Source organism: Imperialibacter sp. (assembly GCF_040222385.1).
Lineage (GTDB): Bacteria > Bacteroidota > Bacteroidia > Cytophagales > Cyclobacteriaceae > Imperialibacter.
The window spans coordinates 241,164-262,392 of sequence record NZ_JAVKDF010000017.1 but is presented as its reverse complement, the minus strand read 5'-3'; the positions used below and the strand labels follow the sequence as shown (position 1 = coordinate 262,392).

Below are 21,229 nucleotides of genomic sequence, written 5' to 3'. Positions count from 1 at the left end.
ACCCTTTTAAAACATACTAAAATCAGGGCCACGGCCGGAATTAAGGTACCGAAATGGTGCTTCCAAAGAACAGCGCATTCAAAAACAGCTTGTTGGTGCCATACCAGTAGCCTCTGAAGTTGCAGTTATCGGTAAACAAAATAGTTCTGCCCCGGCCGCTTCCATCGAGCAGAATCGACGGAGAATCTTTCACCTTTTCTACATTAGACGGGGTGACAAAACCCGCCAGCCAGGGCTGGGCAGTGTACTGTGCCACCGTGCGGAAAGGGTTTTCGCTAGGTTTCATAAAGATGGTGCTGTTCCGGTATACCGGCAGTTTCTTTGAGGTATACCCAAAGGCAATTGGGTTGGTTAAATCGATGTCAGCTTCGAAAATCACTCCACCAATACTTTGAGCACCATAGTAGTTGCGGGCATCTTCATAGTCCATTCTCCCTGGCGTCTTTTCGTCTTTACTTTCTGCCAGTTTTTCTTTCACCAGTCCTTTGGAGATCGCCCATTGGGTAGCCCCTTTTTGGGTAATAAGTGTCCCACCACCACGAATCCAGGCTTTCAAATCTTCAATGAAACTATCTGACACATCATTGTACCGTCCGTTCACCAGAATCACTGTGTTGTAGTCCGAGAGCCTCACCTGTCCTATGTCGCCCTTGTCCACTTTTGTGATGGGCATACCGATTTTGCTGTCGAGCAAATGCCACACTTCGCCAGCTTCATAAAGGAATATTCCCTCACCGATGACCATCAGCGCTTTGGGGAGCGTAACGGTTTCGAAGCTCCTGGAACCAAGCCCGACTCCTTTGTCGGTGTAGCCGGTGGCCGTGGCGTCGAAGCTCAAACCAGAAAGTTCGCTGGCTTCTTTTACCAGCGTATAGAGCTTATCGGGGTCTACATTCTGATCAGCGACAGATACGAGTATGGAGCCATAAGAGTAGTTTTTTTCTGCCCCCTTCACTATGGCTGAAAAGGGTTGGTAAGCCACTTTGGCAAAAACCCCGTTTTTCAGCAAATGATAAAGTGCCTTTGGTGCCGCATATTCTCTCCAGTCAAGAATGTAGGCGTAGGTTGCCTTTTCCACAGTTGGCTTCGCCACTGGAACTGCTGTCAGCTCTGTGCCAAGAGCAGGTGCTTTGGCTTTGATTTCGGCATGTGGTAGCCCGTAGGCCAGTATCATCGTCCAGGTGGAGGCGTCATAAAATACAGAGTCATCGTATTGTTTCACCTTCTCGAAAACAGAGCGCACCATGCGGTACTGCTTCTGGTTGGTAGGTACGAGGTAAGATTTTCCGCTTTCGAAACGCTGCCCCGACAGGGTTTGAGTTGTTGGATTCTCATACACCTTTACATGGTGCTGAAGCAAAAGATCAACAAAGGCATTGGTTCTGCCGCTGTCAAAGTTATCTCCAAACACATAGGCTTTGATGGGGTCGGCTGCGCCCTGCTTCACACTTTCTTCGAAGAACTCCTTCATGTGGCGTTGGAAGGTTTCTTTTTCCTTTACCACGCCTTTGACAGTCGCCAGGCTGGTGGCCACGTGGTTACGAATTGTGAAAGCAAAAGTAATGTCTTTTGTAGAGGTGTGCTGCAAGTGCCCACGGCTACTGGCTTGTTCGAAAGTAACACCGAGGCCGCCATGAATATCGGCATAGGTGGCACCGTAACCAGGATAAGAGTTGTCGTATTGCTCCCTCAGAAAGTAAAGAGACCCTAAGCCGTCCAGCGACTCATGAAAGTACTTGGCCATGACCGGATTCAGCACATCGTAGTTTTTGCGACCAACCACAGGGTTCTCAGAGCCATAAGGCTTGGTCGGTTCGAAGAAATAGGTGCTGTTGGTGCCCATTTCGTGAAAGTCGGTCACCATGTTGGGGTACCACTTTTGGTGCCATTTGATTCTGTTTTGGCTTTCGACGTGAGCGAGCGGCAGCCAGTCACGGTTGAGGTCGTACCAGTAGTGGTTGGTTCGGCCGCCGGGCCACACCTCGTTGTGCTCCCTGTCGATTGGGTCGGCCACCGGCGGGAAGCCTTTGTGCATGTTGGCCCAGTTGGCGTGGCGGTCACGGCCGTCTGGGTTCAGCGAGGGCTCGATAAAGATCACCCCGTTTTGGCGGTATTGTTCGGCTTCCGGCTCATTGGAAGCCACCAGATAATAGGCAGTAAGCAGAGCAGCTTCTGCTGAGCTGGGTTCATTGCCATGCACGTTGTAGCCCAGGTGAATGATCGCAGGAATTTTGCTGATGTCGGGCATTGGCTGCGCAGGGTCGGTGAGCTTGAGGTGCTCGGTGCGGATGGCTTCGAGACGACCAAGATTAGCCGGGCTGGAGATGGTAAGCACCACCTGAGCCCTGTGCTCATAGGTGTAGCCAATATTTTGAACAGTAGCCCTGTCGGAAACGGCAGCCAGCTTTTCCATATAAGCCACGATGTTGTCATGGCGAGTATGCCACTCCCCGATGGGGTAGCCGAGAAACTCCTCCGGGCTTGGTATGCTGGGGTCAAAGTTTCTGTGCTCAGGAAAGAAGTAGTCGTTTTGGGCCTGAGCTAGCCCGGTGGAGGCAATGGCAAATAGTAGTAGAAAAATGCGCTTCATAACCGTGGTATCATGGTGAATATCAAAGTTACCATGACTTGCAACGGCCTCAACCTATTTGGGATGAGTGGTTATTTTAGTGCGCCGATTCTTTCAAGTTCGGCGATTCCCTCAGAGGTTGCTATGCCGCGAAGGAAAATTTTTCTCATTTCGTCAAATGCCGTCCGGGTGGGCAATAGCGAAACATAGGGCATTTGGAGAATGAGATTTCTTACGTTGTTTTCCCAGAAGCGGGAGAGAAATAAGGGGTCCATTTCAGGCAGAATGTGTCCGTCCTTCTTGCCTCCTTCCACCATTCTGACAAAGATCTGATCGATGAATTCTTGTTTGTAGGCCTCCCAGATACTGTACACCTCCCTGTGGTGCTTCTCGATCTGAAGAATGACGCCGCCGGGGATTCTCTCAAGCACCATTTTGAAGTGGTTAATGAAGAGCAGCAATTTGTGTAGAGAGGAGCCCTCGCCTTCCAGCATGGTAGTTAGCATCAGTCTTTGCTTTTCCAGCATCGTGGAAAACAGCTCGCTAAGCAAATGCTCTTTTGCAGGAAAATACTTGTAGATCGTCTTCTTGGACATGCCCAGGTCTCTGGCCCATTCGTCGACAGTGTCCAGCCTGGTTGGCTCTGTCAGGAATTTGTCCAGCAGGTAGCTGATGATTCTTTCTTTGGTGTCGTTTGCTTCCATGTATTCAAGAAATAAGGGCGGAGGGGAGCCATGAACTCCTTAACTCCGCCCATCCACCAACCAAACTTATGCGTGCATTAATTCTTCGATGTGTTTCTCTTCCACGCCTTCGCTTTCGTCAAGTTCTTTGGCATAGTCGTGTCCTTTTTTGTCAAGCCCAAGCCTGGCCAGGACGCTGTCAACAATTTGATAGGCCACGGGTATCACGACCAGGGTCAGGAACATAGAGCTGATCAAGCCACCAATGATGGCCCAGGCCAAACCGTTTTTCCACGCAGCACCAGGGCCGGTAGCAATAGCAATCGGAAGCATACCAATCACCATGGCGATGGTGGTCATCAGAATGGGCCTGAGACGTTCCTGGGTAGCTTCAACCAGGGCATCCTTCGTTTTCATACCCTTCTCCTTCAGGTGATTCGTAAAGTCTACCACCAGAATGGCGTTTTTCGCCACGAGACCGATGAGCATGATGATACCCAAAATGGTGAAGATACTGAGCGTGTTCTGTGTCATAGCGAGGGCCAGCAACGAACCAACCATGGCCAGTGGAATGGAGAATAGCACCACGAAAGGATACACATAGTTATCGTACAGCGCTACGAGAATTAAATACACCAGGAGGATGGAAGAAGCGAAAGCTATCAAAAGACTTGAGAAAGCTTCCGACTGGTTCTGCGCATCCCCACCGAACTCATAGCTTACCTCCGTCGGAGGATCGAGTTTCGCCAATCTCTCCCTGATCTCAGCAGTTACAGTACCTGAGGGGCGACCTATCACTTGCGACTGCACAGACACGGAAGTAATTCTGTCCTTTCTTTCCAACCTTGACGGGCCTGTACTTTCCTTGACGGCGGCAAATTGATCCAGCCGGATAAGCTGTCCTTTATTGTTGACCAGACTGAGTGCTTTTATATCGTCTATGCTCTTCCTGTCGAAGTCGTCGAACTTGATATTGATATCGTAGTCGTACTCTCCCTGACGGAACTTCGCATTGTTGTTGCCGTTAAATGCTGTTTGCATCGTGGCACCAACCATCTCAAGCGACAAACCAAGTGACGCCATCTTGTCACGGTCAACCGCCACAAATATTTCAGGGTTACCTGCTTCCACCGACAGTTTCATTTCTGTGGTGCCGGATACTTTCTTCACCTCTTCCAACACTTTGTTGGCATACACCATCACACTGTCAAGGGTAGGCCCTTTCACAATGATGTCGATGGGCGCCTGGTTGGCCGTACCCATAATGGAAATCGGTGTGGTCTTGATTTTGGCTTCTGGCACTTTGGCCTCCAACTCATTTTTAAGTAAGCTAGCCAGGATATTGCTGGAGTGCTCTCTCTGATCTTCGGGCAATACCTTAACGGTAATTTCGGCAGCATAAGCTGTTCCCTGTGCGGATCCACCCACACCACCGGTAGACTGCTGGCCAACAGTAGTGAATAGCGAGGTGATCTCAGGCTTTTCTGCCAGAAGATCTTCAATTTTTCTGGTGGCAAGGTTTGTTTGTTCCAACGTGGCATCTTTTGGCATTTCCACCTGAACGATAAACTCTCCACGGTCGCCTTGTGTGACAAATTCAGCGCCAATGAAACCCATCGGAACCAGCGCTACGGCTGCTACAAAGAGAACGAAAGTGACAGCGATGGTGACAAACTTATGACCAAGGGCCCACACAAGAATTCCCTTGAGCCAGGATGCAAACCCGTCAATTCCTTTTTCGAAGCCAAGGATAAATCTTCCAAAGAGGTTTTTATTAGAAAGGTGCTCGAGCTTTGAAAACCTGGAGGAAAGAAGAGGGATGACCGTAAATGAAACCAGTAAGCTGAGCAATGTGGAGATCACAACCACTATCGAAAATTGCTTCATCAGGTTAGAGATAAGTCCTGAAGTGAGGGCGATAGGGAAGAACACCACCACAATCACCATGGTAATCGATACAACGGTGAACCCGATTTCTTTCACACCGTCAAAGGCAGCTCTGGCCCTGCTTTTCCCCATTTCCATGTGGCGGTAGATATTCTCAATTACCACAATGGCGTCGTCCACCAGGATACCTACCACCAGCGAAAGCGCCAGTAGTGTCATCAGGTTCAATGAATAATCCAGCAGGTTGATAGCAATGAACGTCGAAATGAGTGACAGGGGTACCGCAATCATTACGATGATGGCATTTCGCAGCGAGTGAAGAAATAACAGCATCACAATTGCTACGAGAATGATAGCGATAAATAAGTCGTGTATTACAGAATCAGCTGCTTCCAGAGTGTATCCAGAAGAGTCGGAGGCAATACTGAATCTCAAATTGTCGCCGGCGTATATTTTTTGAAGCTTGGTGATTTCGGCATTCACCAGACGACTTACCTCCACGGCGTTGGCATCCGACTGCTTAAGAATGGAAATTCCCAGCGAGTTAACCCTATCAACCCGGGTGATCATGGTAGCCTCTTTCTTTGTATCCTGTACTTCGGCAATGTCTTTCAGCCTCACAGGCGCACCATCCACCACAGTCACCACCAGATTGCGCATCTGATCCAACGACTCATATTTACCAGCCAGACGAACAAGCACCTGGTCTTCATTCGTCTTTATTTTTCCGGTTGGAAAGTCAAGGTTGGCATTCTGGATAAGTTGCGATACCTGAAGGACGGACAGGTTGTAAGCATTCAGTCTCTCACGATTAATGTTCACCCTGATTTCACGCTCTTCACCGCCTATGATATTGATTTGTGCTACACCGGGGATACGTGCCAGAGCTGGCTGTATCCTGTTTTCCACCACGTCGTAAAACTTGGTCGCCTCCATGTCAGCAGTGGCTCCCATTCTCATAATGGGGAGGTCATCGAAGCTGAACTTGTTGAGGGCAGGTGCTCTTACGTCCTCGGGCAGGTTGCCCATAATGGTGTTGATTTTTCGCTGAGCCTCTTGCAGGGCCAGGTCGACATCTGCGTCAGCTTTTAGCTGAATCACAATGATGGATACCCCTTCAATGGAGGTGGTACGGAGCTGGTCGATGTTTTCCAACGAAGAAAGTGTGTTCTCCAGCTCTTTCGACACTGAGTTCTCCACTTCATAAGGAGAAGCACCCGGATAAACTGTGCTTACAGTTAGTATCGGAGGGCTGAATTTTGGTATCAGCTCATAGTTGAGTGAGAAGTAGCTGATAGCACCCAGAAAGATCAGGATGGTGAACAGCACCACTACTAACGATGGTCTTTTGATAGATATTTTGGTAATTTCCATGATTGCCGGTGCTTAGTTTTGAAGTACTTCAATGACATCACCATTGCTCAGGTTGATCTGACCACTGGTGATAACTGATTCACCTTCTTTCAAACCCGCTACAATAGCTACCCTTTCGCCCACCGAGCTTCCAGTGGTCACAGACCTTAGCACAGCCTTGTTGCTCTCATTCACATACACCTGGGCGTGGTCAAGACTGCCAATGATTGCATTTCTGGTTACAGTAAGCTGGGGAGTCACATCTCCTGTGCCAAATTGCACCTGTGCATACATGCCAGCTTTCAGTTGTTCAGTTGAATTGTTGACCTCTACTTCCACAGGGTAGTTCAAGCTTGCGTCTGCCTTCACACCAATGAAAGCCACTTTCCCTTCAAATGTCTTATTGGGAAGGATGTCGGACGAAACAGTCACGGGCATACCTTTCTTTATTTTAAAGACTTGAGCTTCAGTTACCTTTACCATCAGCTTCAGCTTGCTCACGTCAACAATGTCAAACATTTTGGCGCCGGCGTTCAGATAGGAGCCTACTTCGATGTAACGGGCATTCACGGTGCCTGCGAACGGCGCTTTGATGCTCGAGTCTTGCAGTTTCCTCTTCGCATTTTTGAGCCTTATGTCAGCGTTGGTGTAGCCAAGCTTGGCATCTTCCAGTTGCTGAGAGGTGATGGCACCGCCCTCGGCTAGTTTTTCGTACTTTTCAAGATCAGCTCTAATCTTTTTGAACGCCGCTTCTGTAGCAACTACCTCGTTTTGAAGGAGCTCATGATCAAGCGTTGCCATTGTTTGAGACTTAGAAATTTTGTCCCCCTTCTCAGCATTGATCGAAACTACCCTGCCCGAAATTTCAGAAACAAAGGTTAGCTCTCTCGTCGGTTCAAAATTTCCGAAGGCAGCAAAGCCATCTTTCAGCGACTCCATTTTAGCTTTTTCCACCCTCACGGCGACGTAGCCGTTCGATTGCTGAGCCAGGCTGGTTAATGCGGCGGCCTCTTCCTTGTTGCCTTTCAGCACCCACACAATACCGCCAATGATGGCAAGCACTACTACTATATTTATAATGATCTTTTTCATCTTCTTTGTCGATGTGTTATTGATTGACTAATGATTTGATATTTCCTTCTGACTTGAGGAGTTGGAGTTCTGATAATCTGTATTGTAAAAGGGCAGATGCATAGCCTAGCTGAGCGTCTGTGAGTGCTGTCTCGGCATCTAGCAGATCTGACAGCGAAGTAACTCCTTCGCTATAAGTCTGCTGGCCTTCATTGTAAACCTCCTGTGCCAGTTTTACATTTTCCTGCTGAGCAAACAGGCTTTCTCTGCTTGTTCGGATGGTGTTCAAAGCGTTGGCTCTTTGCAGGTTCAACATTTTTTCTGTTGACCTCTTGTCTTCCTGTACTTTCAGCAGATGAATTTTTGACTGTTGAATTTGGGCATCCTTTCTAAACCCATCGAAAATAGGGATGCTCAGTTGAAGCCCGATTGATGCATTGTCGTACCAGTTCAGTGTGCTGTTTTCTTTCGACTTGAAGTAGTCAAAGTTGTTGCCCACGCCGTTGTAGGCATACTGGGCTGTCAGCGCCAGAGTAGGGAAGTAGCCCGACTTGAAGCTTTTTTCTTCCAGGCTGTACAAGTGTTGCTGTGCATCGAGCAGGCGGTAGGAGGTCAGGTTAGTTACTTCCGAATTGTCAGCTAACTGAACCTGACCGGGCATTTCAGCTGGGTTTAATCCTTCCAAACTAACATCCTGCTCAAGCGGAATGCCAGTGTAATACTTTAGTAAATTCTTTTGTTGCGACAGGCCATCGCTGATGCCCTGAGCCTGCGTTCTCAGGTTGGTCTGACTTACCTTCAGGCGACTCAAATCAGTTTTCTTTACAAAGCCCGCATCGACCTGCAACGCTATCAGCCTCACATTTTCTTCCAGCTTTTGTAATGTACTTTCCATCTGCTCTAACTGATGCTGGGTAATGAGCACCTGATAGTAAAGCGAGGCTACCTGCTCAATCACCTGCTCCTCAGTAAGTGACTTGCTCAGCTCATAAAACTCTTCGCTGGCCTTGGCTGCCTGAAGTCCGGTGAACACCGACTGGTTAAATATTTGCTGGGACGCTGAAGCTGAGGCAGCAAAATTGTATTGTGTACCAATTCGAACCTGCGACACCGTGCCGGGATTGCCGGTAAATTCACCCGGCAAAATAAGGACAGGCAATAATAAGTTGTCGGTTAGGTTGGCGTTGCCATTGAGTTGTGGCAATGCTTGAGCCTTCACCTCTCTTACTTTTTGCTGACCTTCCAAAATGCTGAGATCTGCTTTCCGTATATCTACATGGTGCTCAAGCGCCAGCCCAAGTATTTCCTGCAGGCTATAATTTCCATCCGACGCAGCTTCTTGTGCCAGTACTGGTTGTGCAGACAAACTGACAGCTGCTAACCCCACACACATTATTATTTCTTTCATTTGATTCGTTTGGTTCGATTTTAAGAGAACTAACTATATAAAATTTTTACAAATGCATTTTTTCCCACTTGTCAATAATCTTTGGCATTTCCTCGGCCAGGTATTTGTGGAACGCTTCCAGCTTCACCAGGTCTTGGGTAAATTCCGACTCTTTGTCACCTCTGAGTGCTACGCAGTCGCTGATCAGTGAGGCGAATGAAGAAAAGAACTCTGCTCTCTCTTTAGTCTTACTAATCCATGGTTTAAGGTCAAGAAAGAAGTATCTTTTTCTGTCTCCTGAAATGGTCAGATATTTAACCAATCCCTTTTCAACAAGCTTATTGAGCGCAGTACTTACAGAGCTTTTGCTGGCGTTCACGAATTGATGAATTTCGTAAAAGGTTCTTCCTTTCTCGTTGGAGGTCATCAGATACCCAATGAGCCTTCCCGCCACTGGGGGGTACCCGTTCTGCTCAAAGAACACGCCGACTTTCTCAACATAATCAACTCTGGCCTTTTCGTTCATGGGTGCTAAAAATTTAGTTTATTTAGTTCGGTTTCAAACGAACTAATATGCAAAGAAACGAAGTAGGCTTCGGAAAGTTTCCAGTTTTTACAAAAAAAATTACGCAAACGATTTAGACGACGCTGGTTGACAGGCCAAATGAAAAAAATTGCCTGGGCCGGAATGCCTTATTACGGCCTTTTGTTATCCACTGACTTTCCCACAGCTTCAGAAAGCCGAAAAAACTTCACATATTTGAGTGTATGTATGCCATCATAGATATTGAGACCACGGGGGGCAATGCGCAGTTTTCTAAAATCACGGAAATTGCCATTTACATCCATGATGGCGCTCAGGTCGTAGACGAGTTTACGACGCTGATTAACCCCGAGTGCAATATCCCCCCCTTCATCACCAAACTCACTGGTATTACCAATGACATGGTTGAAGATGCGCCCAGATTTTTTGAGGTGGCAAAGAAGATTGTTGAGATCACCGAAGGCAAAATATTTGTCGCACACAACGTTAATTTCGATTACGGATTTGTGAGGCATGAGTTTAAGCGCCTGGGGTATGAATTTAAGCGGGACACTCTTTGCACAGTTAAGCTCAGCCGGAAGATATTGCCTGGCAAATCGAGCTACAGCCTTGGCAACTTATGCAAGAGCCTTGGTATAGAGATAGAGAACAGGCACAGGGCTGGAGGCGACGCCTTCGCTACAGTAAAGCTGATTGAGATTTTGCTTCAGACCGATAATGGAACGGTTTTCAACAAATTTTTAGAGGCCGGAGTGGGCATTGGCAAGGTCAACGAGTTCCTAACCTGGGAGGAAATTTCCAGCTTGCCAGAAAACCCAGGCGTCTACTACTTCCATAACCAGGCCGGTGAGGTGATTTATATAGGCAAAAGCAAGAACATCAAAAGCCGGGTTACGCAACACCTGAAGAAGCCGGCTGGCTTGAAAGGCAGAGAACTGAAAAGTAAAGCAGCTTCGGTCACTTTTGAAGAGACGGGCAATGAGCTGGTGGCGCTTTTGCTGGAGAGCGAGGAAATTAAGAAAGTGCAGCCTGTGTACAATAGGATGCAGTTGCGGAACTCCTATAGGTATGGCCTTTTTGCCGACCTCCATATCGATGGCTATATCCATTTTAAAGTAGGGAAGATTGATGGGAAAGCAGAACCATTTGTGGTTTGCTCCTCCGAGGACGAATCGTTGAAAGTGTTAAGGCGATTGGTCAAACGTTTTCAGCTATGCGCTCATATTGCAGGCTTGGAAAGGCAAATGACCCCGGAGCGGGGTTGCTTTGATTATAGCTTGCAGTCATGTCAAGGGGCCTGCGTTGGCAAGGAGGAAAGTGATATTTATAATGAGCGAGCGACTTTGGCGATGCGCTCATGGCAATTCAAGCATCCCAACTGCTTTATTTTTGACAAAGGCCGCCATACGGAGGAGAAGACAATTATTTGCATCGAAAATGGCAACTACAAAGGCTTTGGTTATGCCGACGCCGACCTGCTGGGCAATAGCCCCGACCTGATCAGGGACTGCATTCAACCAAAGAAACCAAATAGAGAGGTCAACCGCCTGATTTACCACTACCTGGAAACCAAAAGGGTGGAGGCGGTGGTTGAATATTGAGGATGGGGCTATTCTCAATCACTCCATTCCTCCGAACACATAATTTTTTAACCCCCCCTCTGATCTAGATCGTTTGCAGAGCAGAAAATTCCTAAATTCATATCTGCTGTGAATTTGTGCGGGAACATTCGCTGCCAGCACCTGCAAAATCTTTATGAGACACCTTCAATTTATATGCTTTTGCCTGGCGATTTTGCTGAGCGTTTTTACAACAAAAGCCTCAGCTCAGGAGCTATATGATTACGATACCGAGATCAGGCCTCTGCTCTCGCAGAAGTGTTTCGAATGCCACAACACGAACATGCCCAAGGCCAATGTCAACCTTGATAATTACAAAGAAAAGGCCAGGGTAGTCAAAGATGGTGCCTTTTGGCTCAAGGTACTTGAACAAATCGAGAGCCGCGACATGCCGCCCAAGTCAAAGTCACCTCTTTCCGACGAAGACTATCGCCTGCTGGTAGATGGCATTAATGGCATTCTTCAGAGCTCGCTCAAAGAGCACGTGCCTGGTCAAATTGTCATCCGGCGTCTCAGCCACACTGAGTATCAGTACACTATCAAAGATTTGACAGGATATGACTTTGATGCCCGAAGCTATTTCCCCTCCGATGGTTCCGGTGGTGGTGGCTTCGACAATCAGGGAGGCTCACTTTTCATCACGCCCCTGAAACTGGAAAGGTATTACGACGCAGCAGACCTTATTCTTCAAGGGGTGGCGGAAAACGAACAATTGTGGAGAAACATAGCGCCGGAGGAATATGACCCCTCATGGCTGACCAGGCTAACTGTGTGGGTGAAATCTCTTTTCGCCGACTCTTATAGTAGCATGACTCATGCACAACTGGCGGCCGAAAAAACCATTTTCCCATTTGCTACCAAAGCCTACCGAAGGTTTTTGAAAGATGACGAGAAAGCCAGATTGGGCACTTTGTTCACCCAGGTGTACCAGGGCATGGACACGCTTGATAACCCTCAGAGGTTTGACCAAAGCATCGCCCAGGTGTACAAGATGGTGTTAGTGTCACCGAATTTTCTTTACCGAACAGAAGAAGAACCACCAAACAGTAAAGCCTATTACCTCAGCGATTTTGAGATGGCCTCCAGGCTTTCTTATTTCTTGTGGTCAAGCATGCCTGACGATGAGCTATTCAGCCTGGCCTACCTGGGCAAGCTGCAGGACACGTTGGTGCTGGAGGGGCAGGTGAAACGGATGCTGGCCGATCCAAAGGCTAAGCGATTTGCAGAAAGCTTCTCTACACAATGGCTGGGTATAAACAAGCTACTTGATACACAGCCTATAGTAGATCCCGAGAAATTCCCTGACTTCGACATGCCCCTTCGGGAGGCGCTTTACCGGGAGACCGTGGAGTACTTCTATTATGTGCTGACTGACAGCAAGAACATGATGGAGCTGGTCAACAGCAATTACACCTTCCTGAACCAGAAGCTTGCGGATTTCTATGGTGTGGAGGGCGACTTCACCAACGAATACAAAAAGGTGCTTTTGGCTAATGCCAACAGAGGGGGCGTGATGGGCATGGGCAGTGTGTTGACCGTTTCTTCACTACCTGTGCGCACAAGCCCCGTGCTGAGAGGGAAATATGTGATGGAGCAAATCATGGGTATTTCACCACCACCACCACCACCAGAAGTGGCTGAGTTGGTAGAAGATGAAGGCGCACATAGCGAACTGGGCCTTAGAAAACTACTGGAGAGGCATCGTTCGAGTCCCGGATGTTTTAGCTGCCACCAGAAAATGGATCCGCTGGGCCTGGGCTTGGAGAACTTTGATGCTACGGGCCGGTGGAGAGACAGCTACGGCAAGGCCGCTATTGATGCCTCAGGTACTTTGGCTGATGGGAGAGAGTTCAATGGCCCTGCTGAGTTAAAGGTGCTGCTGATGGACGAAAAAGAAAAAATAGCGAGAAACCTGGCGACAAAAGTGCTTTCGTATGCTTTAGGTCGTGGTACTATTTTTACAGACGAGCCAGCGCTTCGCAAGCTGGAAACAGCTCTATTAGAAAATAATTTTAACCCTGACCCATTTATTGTTGAATTGGTGAAAAGCTATCCTTTCAGAATGAAAATCAATGATTTCAGGGACAAGATAAATGAAGTATTATGAGCAAGAAGTGGCAAATATCCAGAAGACGAATGCTAAAAGGGGTGGGTGCCTGCATGGCCTTGCCTTTTCTCGACGCCATGGCGCTTCCCGGCCTAAGTTCCCCGGTTCCGTCTAAGTCCCCGCTGAGAACAGCCTTTATTGTGATGCCAAACGGCGTCCATCCTCATCACTGGACACCGGCTACCGTTGGCCGGGGTTATGAGTTTACCCAACAGCTACTGCCGCTTAAGCACCTGCAAGATGATTTCCTCGTGCTGGGCGAGCTGATGAATATGAATTCGCTCAGGACTGCTGACGGTCACTACACCAAAACCGCCAACCTTCTTACTTCCACAAGAATCCGGCAGACTACCGGTGACAATATCAACAGCGGAGGGGTTTCTATCGATCAGGTCATCGCCAATCACGTGGGCGGAGACACCTTGTTTCCTTCATTAGAATATGGCCTGGATCGCATTGCTACAGGCGTGGACATTAACGTAGGGCTGACGAGATTGTACGCCTCAAGTATCTCCTGGAAAACTGCCACGCAACCGCTAACCAAGGAGATCGACCCAAAGATGGCTTTCGACAGGTTGTTTGGGAGGTATGTTCCCGGGGCAAAAATCAAGAACGATCCGTGGAAGCAAAGTGTGCTCGACGCCGTGCTGGATGATGCCAAAAGTCTCAAGAGAAACCTGGGAAGGTCAGATCAGGATAAGTTGACGGAATACCTGGATTCTGTTTACAGCCTGGAAAAAAGAATTTCCGACGGAGCCAATCAGGAAAAGTTTGCAGCCAACCTGACTGGTGACGTTAAAAAGGAACTGATTCGCCTGAATCAGAACATTGAAGAGTATGCCGAGGTGCGCAGCGGAGTGGACGTGACCGAAAAGACCCGCATGATGCTCGATATCATGGCTCTGGCATTCTGGAGCGACGCCTCACGGGTAAGCACCTTTTTGTTTGGCAACTCGGTGAGCAACCGTAACTTCTCCTTCCTGCCTGGCGTAAACGACGGCCACCATTCCATTTCTCACCACATGGATGACGAGAAAAAGCTGGCGCAGTATGTAAAGATCACTCAATGGCACATGGAGCAATACGCCTACTTTATCGAAAAGCTGAAATCGATGAAGGAAGGTGAGAGCAATGTATTCGACAACTCTATGATCATGTTCAGCTCCGACCTGCGGGACGGCAACCGACACTCGCCCCGCAACCTGCCCGTGCTTTTGGCAGGCAGGGCTGGGGGAAGAATTAACCCGGGGCAAAACCTGATCTACGAAAAAGAAACCCCTTTGGCCAATCTTTATGTGACCATGCTGGAGGCATTGAACATTGAAAAGACCAGCTTTGCCGACAGCACCGGCAAATTGGCAAACATACTGGCATAGTTAACAAGACCCTATAATTAGTTTGGCATTTGAGAGTAGAAGCATTAGTTAAGCATCCGGCGCTGGTTGTTTGTTCGTTTGTTATCGGAGTTCTTGTTTTGGGATTGCCATTTATTGGCAAAATTGAGGCGCCGGTTTTCTTTTTGATGCTGGGGAGGTTCCATCCCCTGGTGCTGCATTTTCCTATAGTCCTTATTATCCTGGCTTTGATGCTGGAGCTGGCTATTAAGTTCAAATTCGTTCCTAACGCCCCCGGCCTTCAGCTATCGTTGCTTGCGGCCTCTGCTTTCACGGCATTGATTGCCATTCTGGCTGGCTATTTCCTTTTTGTTGGCGGAGAGTATTCGGGAGAGCTGATGGAGCAGCATTTTTGGGGAGCTACGGTGAGCGGGGCAGGCGTATTTTTTGTAATCGGGCTGTATTTACTGTCTCAGCGCTTTACGCCAGTCTACCCATTCTATATTGGCCTCCTGGTGCTTACTAATCTGTCGATAGGTTTCACCGGACATATCGGAGGCTCCATCACCCACGGTAAGGACTACCTTACCGAATACATTCCTCTCGTTTTTCAGGAAGAAGCAAGCGGTAACAAAGAGGTTGAGGAGATGCTGGTGTACGACGATATGATAAGCCCTATTTTCGAGGCCAAATGCATGAGCTGCCACAATCAGTCCCGGTCAAAAGGCGGACTCACCATGAGTTCCCTGCAAAGTATTGCGAAAGGAGGCGACAGTGGGCTGGCACTCATAACGCCTGAAGATTTGGAGCAAAGCGAGCTATTCAACAGAGTGACCCTTCCCGCTGACCACGATGACGTAATGCCCCCGGAAGGGCAGTCACCCATGAGTGAGCAGGAAATTGAATTGCTTAAATACTGGATTACTTCTGGGGCCTCCCCCGAGCAGAAAGTGACAGAGCTTCAAGCACAACCCGAAATTGCCGGAGTTGCTAACGAACTTCTGCCTCAGCTGACAAAGTACCGCCGCAGGCAGACCATGGCCGACTTAAAATTGAAGGAGATAACCCAAGAACTGAAAATAGTAGCTGAAAAGCTGAACGTCGCCATTGCACCCGACAGCCTTGAACCAGGCCTTTTTAGCCTGAGAGTGAAATTTCCACCGGCTCCTTTTTCTAATGACCAGTTCAGGGAACTGGCTCCTTACAATGACGCTTTCAGCCGGCTTTCCATCGTCTCCAGTAGCATCAATGACGATGGGTTGTACCACATCAGCCAAATGACAAACGTAAAGGAGCTCTTCCTCCAGAAAACAAATATTGATGGGTCAGGATTTATCTACCTGATGCAAATGCCAAACCTTGAGACTCTCAATCTTTCTTTCACCAAAATTGATGACAAGGCTGCTTTAGATCTACTGAAGTTCCCGAGCCTGAAGGAGGTGTACTTGCTTGGCACCAAATGCACACCGCAGGTGGTCGAAGCACTTAGAAAGAACAAGCCGGGATTGAAGATTCTTTTTGAAGAGGGGCCGTACTTTTAGCAAAAAAAGGGTGAACATTCGCACGAATGTTCACCCGGAAATAATTATTTCAATTACTTAGGAAACACACTCTTGTCAATATTAGGAATGATTTTGAGAGCGTTCTTATAGTACACTTTCTTTAGCACCTCATCAGGTAAATCCAGCCCATACATTCTCCAGAAGGCATGGTACTTTTTGTAGTAGGGAAAATACTCATCGGCTGTTTCCAGCACTCTGAAGTAGGTGTAGTATTCCTCCGGATTGTAAGCATCCTTGCCAAATAAAATCCTGTCCTGATACTTCGTGAAGAATGCTTTGGCTGCTCTTGGCTGCCTGCCAAGCTCGGCGATAATAGCGCCAATCTCAGTATACATATTTGGCATTTCGTCCAGCAGCTTGCCTAGTGTAGCCAGGTCGTTGGCGTACCAGCCAAAGTGAGCATTAATGAAGGTTGTCTTCTTGTGTTTCTTAAACACGTTGTGCTGCTCCTCTATAATTTGCTCCCACGGAACCGGATCGGTAGCAGAGCGCTTACGGTTCGGGTGTGTTTTTAGCTCAAGCCACCGCTCGTTATTTTCATCATAGTCGTCCCAGAACGACTTTGGATCTGCAGAGTGTATCAGCACAGGTATCCCCAGTTCACCGCATTTTGCCCAAACAGGGTCAATTCTTGGATCATCCACAGCCACCCGTTTCCCCGAGCCGTCTGTAACACTAAAGCCGAGACTTTTATAAATTTTCAAGCCATTAGCTCCCGCTTTCACATCTTCTTCAAGAGAGGCCGCAGCCTTTTTACCCCATTCCGGGTCATCTATGCCTGTAAAATCAAGGTTAGTGAAAATGATGAACCTGTTGGGCGAGTTTTTCTTTACGTTATCCAGCACCTCCAGCAAATATCCACGGCTTCCCCGTCCCCTTCCGCTCAAATTGACCATCACACCCATGTTCAAATCATCCATTTCCTTCACTAAAGGAGCAAGATCCTGCTGATTCATTCTGAATTGGTGATTGTGGACATCTACAAACGGGTACTTCGATTTTGTCAACGGGTGTTCCGGCACAACCAGTGTTGACGGGGGATCATATTTCTCCCAGTCCATGATCATTTCTGTGTCCACTTTTTGTGCCAGTGCTTGCGAAAAAACAAGAAGACCACAGGCAAGGGTAAGTAAGAGTTTCTTCATGAGATAGATTTTATAACTTATCTAATTACGAAAGATAGAAAGGCTTGGGCATAACAGCTTATAGGAACGGTAGTTAGAGGGTATGAACTTCAACGTTTTGAAACTTCAAAGCAAAGAGTTAGTTTTGTTATATTACTAATAGTTAGTATAACAACAATATACCCATTATGAATATTTTAGATCATTCTCATCAAAACACAATTGAGGCACCGGAGGATTTTCTGCCCCTGTTGGGCACAGACTATCTGGAGCTTTATGTTGGTAACGCTTTGCAAGCAGCACATTACTACAAAACAGCCTTTGGCTTTCAATCGCTGGCTTTTTGTGGGCTGGAAACAGGTGTGAAGGACAGGACTTCCTATGTGCTGGTGCAGGACAAGATCCGCCTGGTGCTGACAACCCCCTTAAAGGCAGATACCGAAATCGGCAGACACATCGATAAGCATGGCGATGGTGTGAAGGTGGTGGCACTTTGGGTTGAAGACGCAACTAAAGCCTTCGAAGAAACAACAGCAAGGGGCGCCAAGCCATTCATGGAGCCGCAAGTTGAAAAGGACGAAAATGGCGAAGTGGTTCGCTCAGGTATTTATACCTATGGAGATACTGTTCACATTTTTGTCGAAAGAAAAAACTATACCGGCGTTTTTCTGCCGGGTTTTAAGCCATGGAAGAGCAGCTACAACCCTAAACCCATTGGCTTAAAGTATGTTGACCACATGGTAGGAAACGTAGGCTGGGGAGAAATGAATCAGTGGGTCGACTTCTATGCCAATGTGATGGGATTTGCTCAGCTGGTGTCTTTCGATGATAAAGACATTTCTACAGAATATACCGCTCTTATGAGCAAAGTGATGAGCAATGGCAATGGTAGGGTAAAATTCCCGATCAATGAGCCAGCCGACGGTGCGAAGAAATCGCAGGTGGAGGAGTACCTGGATTTTTACAACGGGTCAGGCATTCAACATATTGCCGTTGCGACCGATGACATCATTGAAACAGTTACGCAGCTTCAGAGTAGAGGTGTTGAGTTTCTAAATGTTCCCACTACCTATTACGATGACTTGTTGGATAGGGTAGGTCATATTGATGAAGATCTAGAGCCTTTGAAGAAGCTTGGCATTCTTGTCGATCGAGACGACGAAGGCTACCTACTGCAAATTTTTACCAAGCCAGTAGAGCCTCGGCCGACCATGTTTTTCGAGGTCATCCAAAGAAAAGGGGCCAAATCCTTTGGCAAAGGAAACTTCAAGGCATTATTTGAAGCGATAGAACGAGAACAAGAGCTAAGGGGAACATTGTAGTTCCCCTCCAATTGCTGATACATGCAGAATAAATATGGATTTCTTATTGAAGTAGCCTCCCGCCAAATAAAACAGGCGTTTCAGCGAAAGCTGCAACTCTCGGGAGCTGACTTAACGGTTGACCAGTGGGTAGTTCTCGATAAGCTGGCTACTGGGCCTAAGTCGCAGGTGGCGGTTGTGGAAGCCGTGTACAAGGATCCCCCAACTGTCACCCGCATTATAGATTTGCTTGGCCAAAAGGGCCTGGTGGTGAGGAAGGCCGACCCCAATGACAGGAGGAAATTCAGCGTGGGATTAACTGCTGAAGGAGAGACACTCATTACACAGCTCAAACCTGTAGTGGATGACTTTCGAAACCAGGGTTGGGAAGGCCTGAATGAAGAAGATTATGCGCATTTGCATCGGATCATGACCAAAATAGTCCATAACTTCGAGATAGCATCGGCAGCTACACTCATGGATGTTACCGCTATTTCTGACGACAAAGCCGCCTGAGACTTGAAGGTAATATATTCAAACATAGCCCGTTAATTAGGCAGTGTTATGTATAATTATAATCTTTGGTGTATGAAGTATTTTGGTGTAATCGTCTTTTTCTTTTTTCTCAGCTGGGGGGCATCGGCTCAATCGTCAAGGGAGGTAAATACGGCACAGAAACAGGGTTCTCAGTATAACTCTACTCAAAAGATAAAGAAGGTAAAGAAGAAAAGGAAGAGCAAGAAAGACCAGCTTATCGCAGAATATCAAGAGCGGATGAAGGATAACGCAAAAGCCGACAGAAAAGCGGCGAGAGAAATGGAAAAGCCGCAGTATTCCGACCAGTCCTATTTTGGGCACAAAAAGCCACCTAAGAAAAGACCACTCGGCAAACGTAAATTCTGTAAAGAATGCGGAATTGTCCACTAATAACATTGCTCTAAAATATTCCAGTTCTGATTATAGCGCATGCAGCACATAGCCAGGTGCATTGAGCATACTCTTTTACACCCGACATTGTCCGACAAAGACATTGACCAATTGGTGTCCGAAGCTAAAGCCTATGGCTTTTGTGGGGTATGTGTGCCGCCCTTTTGGGTGAAAAGAGCGCAGCGGGAGATTGGATCCGAAGATATTCAACTCGTAACAGTAGTTGGTTTTCCACTGGGCTACCAGATGACCGAAACTAAACTTGAAGAAGCCAGATTGGCATTGAGGGATGGCGCAACAGAAATAGACATAGTAATGAACATTTCTGCTTTCAAAATGAACCACCCCTGGTTCAAGATTGAGTTGGCTAAAGTAGCTAAACTAGTTCATGAGCAAGAGGCCATATTGAAAGTGATTATCGAAACGGCTTACCTGACAGACGCAGAAATAGAAAAAGCAGCTACAACTGCCAAAGATGCTGGCGCTGACTTTGTTAAAACCAGTACTGGCTTTGCGGGTGCCGGAGCAAAGGTTGAGCATATTAAACTGCTCAGAGAGATATTGCCATCCCATGTAGGGATCAAAGCTTCAGGCGGCATCAAAACTTTGGCGCAAACGATAGAGCTGATCACTGTAGGCGCTGACCGGATTGGCACTTCGTCCGGCGTGGCCATTGTTAGTGAGCTTTTAAAGCCCTCCTGAACTTCGTTCTCATTTATTTCCACAAGGCTGTTTGATTTTTGAATTGGAATTTTCATTTTTCAATCCTAAACCGGCAATTGTTAGATGGTCTGTTATCAAATACGTGTGGTGGGCAAGGTGCAGGGTGTCTTTTACAGAGCCAGCACTAAAACCGTGGCCGATGAACTGGGCGTGAAGGGATGGGTGAAGAATGAGGTGGACGGCAGCGTATTAATAGAAGCCGAGGGCACCAAGGACAAACTGATTGATTTAATGGCCTGGTGTAAGAAGGGGCCTCTGCACGCCAAGGTTGACAGCATAGAACGTATTGAGGTCGATTTAAAGCATCACAACGTATTTTTGATCAGGCACTAGGCCACTTTCATGGGCACTATGCCTCTTACTTTGTGAACCCGCACCTCAAACTGGCTATTTAAAAATACCCGCAAGCGGTTTTCAGCAAGCTCCCCTTGTCTTCTGTTTTTGCAAAAAACGGTGGCGGCCAGCACGGCTTTAAGGAATTGAGGGTTTTGCCCAAATTCAGTGCACCAGATTACAAATCGTTCCGTCCATTCTTTAGAATACTTTTCGAAGTGACTGCTGCCGTCCCAGATGAGCTCAAGTTGGTTGTTGCCGTATTTGTATCTGTAGATTCCACACAGAGAAGTGTAGAAGGTATGGAGATAAATGAGCTGGTTTTTTTCGTAGCTTTCAATGCGCAGCGAAGTGTCGTCGTTGAGCCCCAATGGGTTATAAACCTGCTGATAGGCACTTTTTGAAATTGAGATCAGCTCCGTGAGAAGGTCGGCTTCCAGATGGGCCTGGGCTTGCTTTAATATAAGGTTTTTGTCGTAGGGAAAAAAGCGGTGATCTGTCAACTCCATATAGGCACAAATATAAGCTTTTGAATTTTTACCACACCAAAAAAAATAGAATTAGAACATGAAAAAATGGGTTCCCTTAAAACCATTCCAAAGTGTTTTGCTATTTGTTTTTCCGCACCTTATCTTAACAATTAAATAACATCCCCTTAATTTTTCGGTTGGCGACAGTAGTCTTAATGCGCACCGGGATAGTAGA

The 21,229-nt window shown here is 47.4% G+C and carries 17 protein-coding genes; 9 read left to right on the top strand and 8 right to left on the bottom strand.

Annotation, left to right across the window (positions count from 1 at the left end):
• Window positions 1-40: 40 nt before the first annotated feature.
• From RIG68_RS04795 to RIG68_RS04770, 6 genes are all read right to left on the bottom strand, one after another.
• Window positions 41-2,590, bottom strand: a complete 2,550-nt coding sequence (locus RIG68_RS04795; RefSeq protein ID WP_350119272.1) for a M14 family zinc carboxypeptidase — start codon at window positions 2,588-2,590, stop codon at window positions 41-43.
• Between the two features lie 71 nt (window positions 2,591-2,661).
• Window positions 2,662-3,273, bottom strand: coding sequence for a TetR/AcrR family transcriptional regulator (locus RIG68_RS04790; RefSeq protein WP_350119269.1), 612 nt, complete (start codon window positions 3,271-3,273; stop codon window positions 2,662-2,664).
• 66 nt (window positions 3,274-3,339) lie between these two features.
• Window positions 3,340-6,513 carry an efflux RND transporter permease subunit gene (locus RIG68_RS04785; protein WP_350119266.1) on the bottom strand — a complete coding sequence of 1,058 codons (3,174 nt, stop codon included), beginning with the start codon at window positions 6,511-6,513 and terminating at the stop codon, window positions 3,340-3,342.
• Window positions 6,514-6,525: 12 nt separating this feature from the next.
• On the bottom strand, window positions 6,526-7,584 hold the full coding sequence (locus RIG68_RS04780) for an efflux RND transporter periplasmic adaptor subunit (protein ID WP_350119264.1): 1,059 nt from the start codon (window positions 7,582-7,584) through the stop codon (window positions 6,526-6,528).
• A 16-nt stretch (window positions 7,585-7,600) separates the two neighbouring features.
• Entirely contained in the window at window positions 7,601-8,971 is a 1,371-nt protein-coding gene (locus tag RIG68_RS04775) for a TolC family protein (protein WP_350119261.1), read from the bottom strand.
• 46 nt (window positions 8,972-9,017) lie between these two features.
• Entirely contained in the window at window positions 9,018-9,476 is a 459-nt protein-coding gene (locus RIG68_RS04770) for a GbsR/MarR family transcriptional regulator (protein ID WP_350119258.1), read from the bottom strand.
• A gap of 242 nt (window positions 9,477-9,718) precedes the next feature.
• Between RIG68_RS04770 and RIG68_RS04765 the strand changes: the two genes are divergently transcribed.
• The 4 genes from RIG68_RS04765 (at window position 9,719) to RIG68_RS04750 (ending at window position 16,095) form a co-directional block, all read left to right on the top strand.
• Window positions 9,719-11,095, top strand: a complete 1,377-nt coding sequence (locus tag RIG68_RS04765) for a 3'-5' exonuclease family protein (protein ID WP_350119256.1) — start codon at window positions 9,719-9,721, stop codon at window positions 11,093-11,095.
• Window positions 11,096-11,249: 154 nt separating this feature from the next.
• Window positions 11,250-13,220 (top strand): DUF1592 domain-containing protein, encoded by a 1,971-nt coding sequence (locus tag RIG68_RS04760; RefSeq protein ID WP_350119254.1) that lies wholly within the window; start codon window positions 11,250-11,252, stop codon window positions 13,218-13,220.
• Window positions 13,217-14,596 (top strand): DUF1552 domain-containing protein, encoded by a 1,380-nt coding sequence (locus tag RIG68_RS04755; RefSeq protein WP_350119251.1) that lies wholly within the window; start codon window positions 13,217-13,219, stop codon window positions 14,594-14,596. Before RIG68_RS04760 ends, RIG68_RS04755 begins: the two co-directional genes overlap by 4 nt.
• Before the next feature lie 29 nt (window positions 14,597-14,625).
• Window positions 14,626-16,095, top strand: a complete 1,470-nt coding sequence (locus RIG68_RS04750; protein WP_350119248.1) for a c-type cytochrome domain-containing protein — start codon at window positions 14,626-14,628, stop codon at window positions 16,093-16,095.
• 53 nt (window positions 16,096-16,148) lie between these two features.
• On the opposite strand, the gene RIG68_RS04745 is transcribed toward RIG68_RS04750, so the two are convergent.
• Window positions 16,149-17,261, bottom strand: a complete 1,113-nt coding sequence (locus RIG68_RS04745; RefSeq protein ID WP_350119245.1) for an amidohydrolase family protein — start codon at window positions 17,259-17,261, stop codon at window positions 16,149-16,151.
• A 167-nt stretch (window positions 17,262-17,428) separates the two neighbouring features.
• On the opposite strand from RIG68_RS04745, the gene hppD reads away from it, so the two are divergent.
• The 5 genes from hppD (at window position 17,429) to RIG68_RS04720 (ending at window position 20,524) form a co-directional block, all read left to right on the top strand.
• The gene (gene hppD / locus RIG68_RS04740) at window positions 17,429-18,562 is read left to right on the top strand and encodes a 4-hydroxyphenylpyruvate dioxygenase (RefSeq protein ID WP_350119242.1); all 1,134 of its coding nucleotides are present in this window, start codon (window positions 17,429-17,431) and stop codon (window positions 18,560-18,562) included.
• Between the two features lie 21 nt (window positions 18,563-18,583).
• A complete protein-coding gene (locus RIG68_RS04735) occupies window positions 18,584-19,057 on the top strand; it encodes a MarR family winged helix-turn-helix transcriptional regulator (protein WP_350119239.1) in 474 nt (157 codons plus the stop codon).
• Between the two features lie 72 nt (window positions 19,058-19,129).
• Window positions 19,130-19,468 (top strand): hypothetical protein, encoded by a 339-nt coding sequence (locus tag RIG68_RS04730; RefSeq protein ID WP_350119236.1) that lies wholly within the window; start codon window positions 19,130-19,132, stop codon window positions 19,466-19,468.
• A 39-nt stretch (window positions 19,469-19,507) separates the two neighbouring features.
• Window positions 19,508-20,170, top strand: coding sequence for a deoxyribose-phosphate aldolase (gene deoC / locus RIG68_RS04725; RefSeq protein ID WP_350119233.1), 663 nt, complete (start codon window positions 19,508-19,510; stop codon window positions 20,168-20,170).
• Window positions 20,171-20,254: 84 nt separating this feature from the next.
• On the top strand, window positions 20,255-20,524 hold the full coding sequence (locus RIG68_RS04720) for an acylphosphatase (RefSeq protein WP_350078364.1): 270 nt from the start codon (window positions 20,255-20,257) through the stop codon (window positions 20,522-20,524).
• Here RIG68_RS04720 and RIG68_RS04715 read toward each other — a convergent pair.
• Entirely contained in the window at window positions 20,521-21,033 is a 513-nt protein-coding gene (locus RIG68_RS04715; RefSeq protein ID WP_350078362.1) for a hypothetical protein, read from the bottom strand. The genes RIG68_RS04720 and RIG68_RS04715 overlap by 4 nt on opposite strands.
• Window positions 21,034-21,229: the final 196 nt, after the last annotated feature.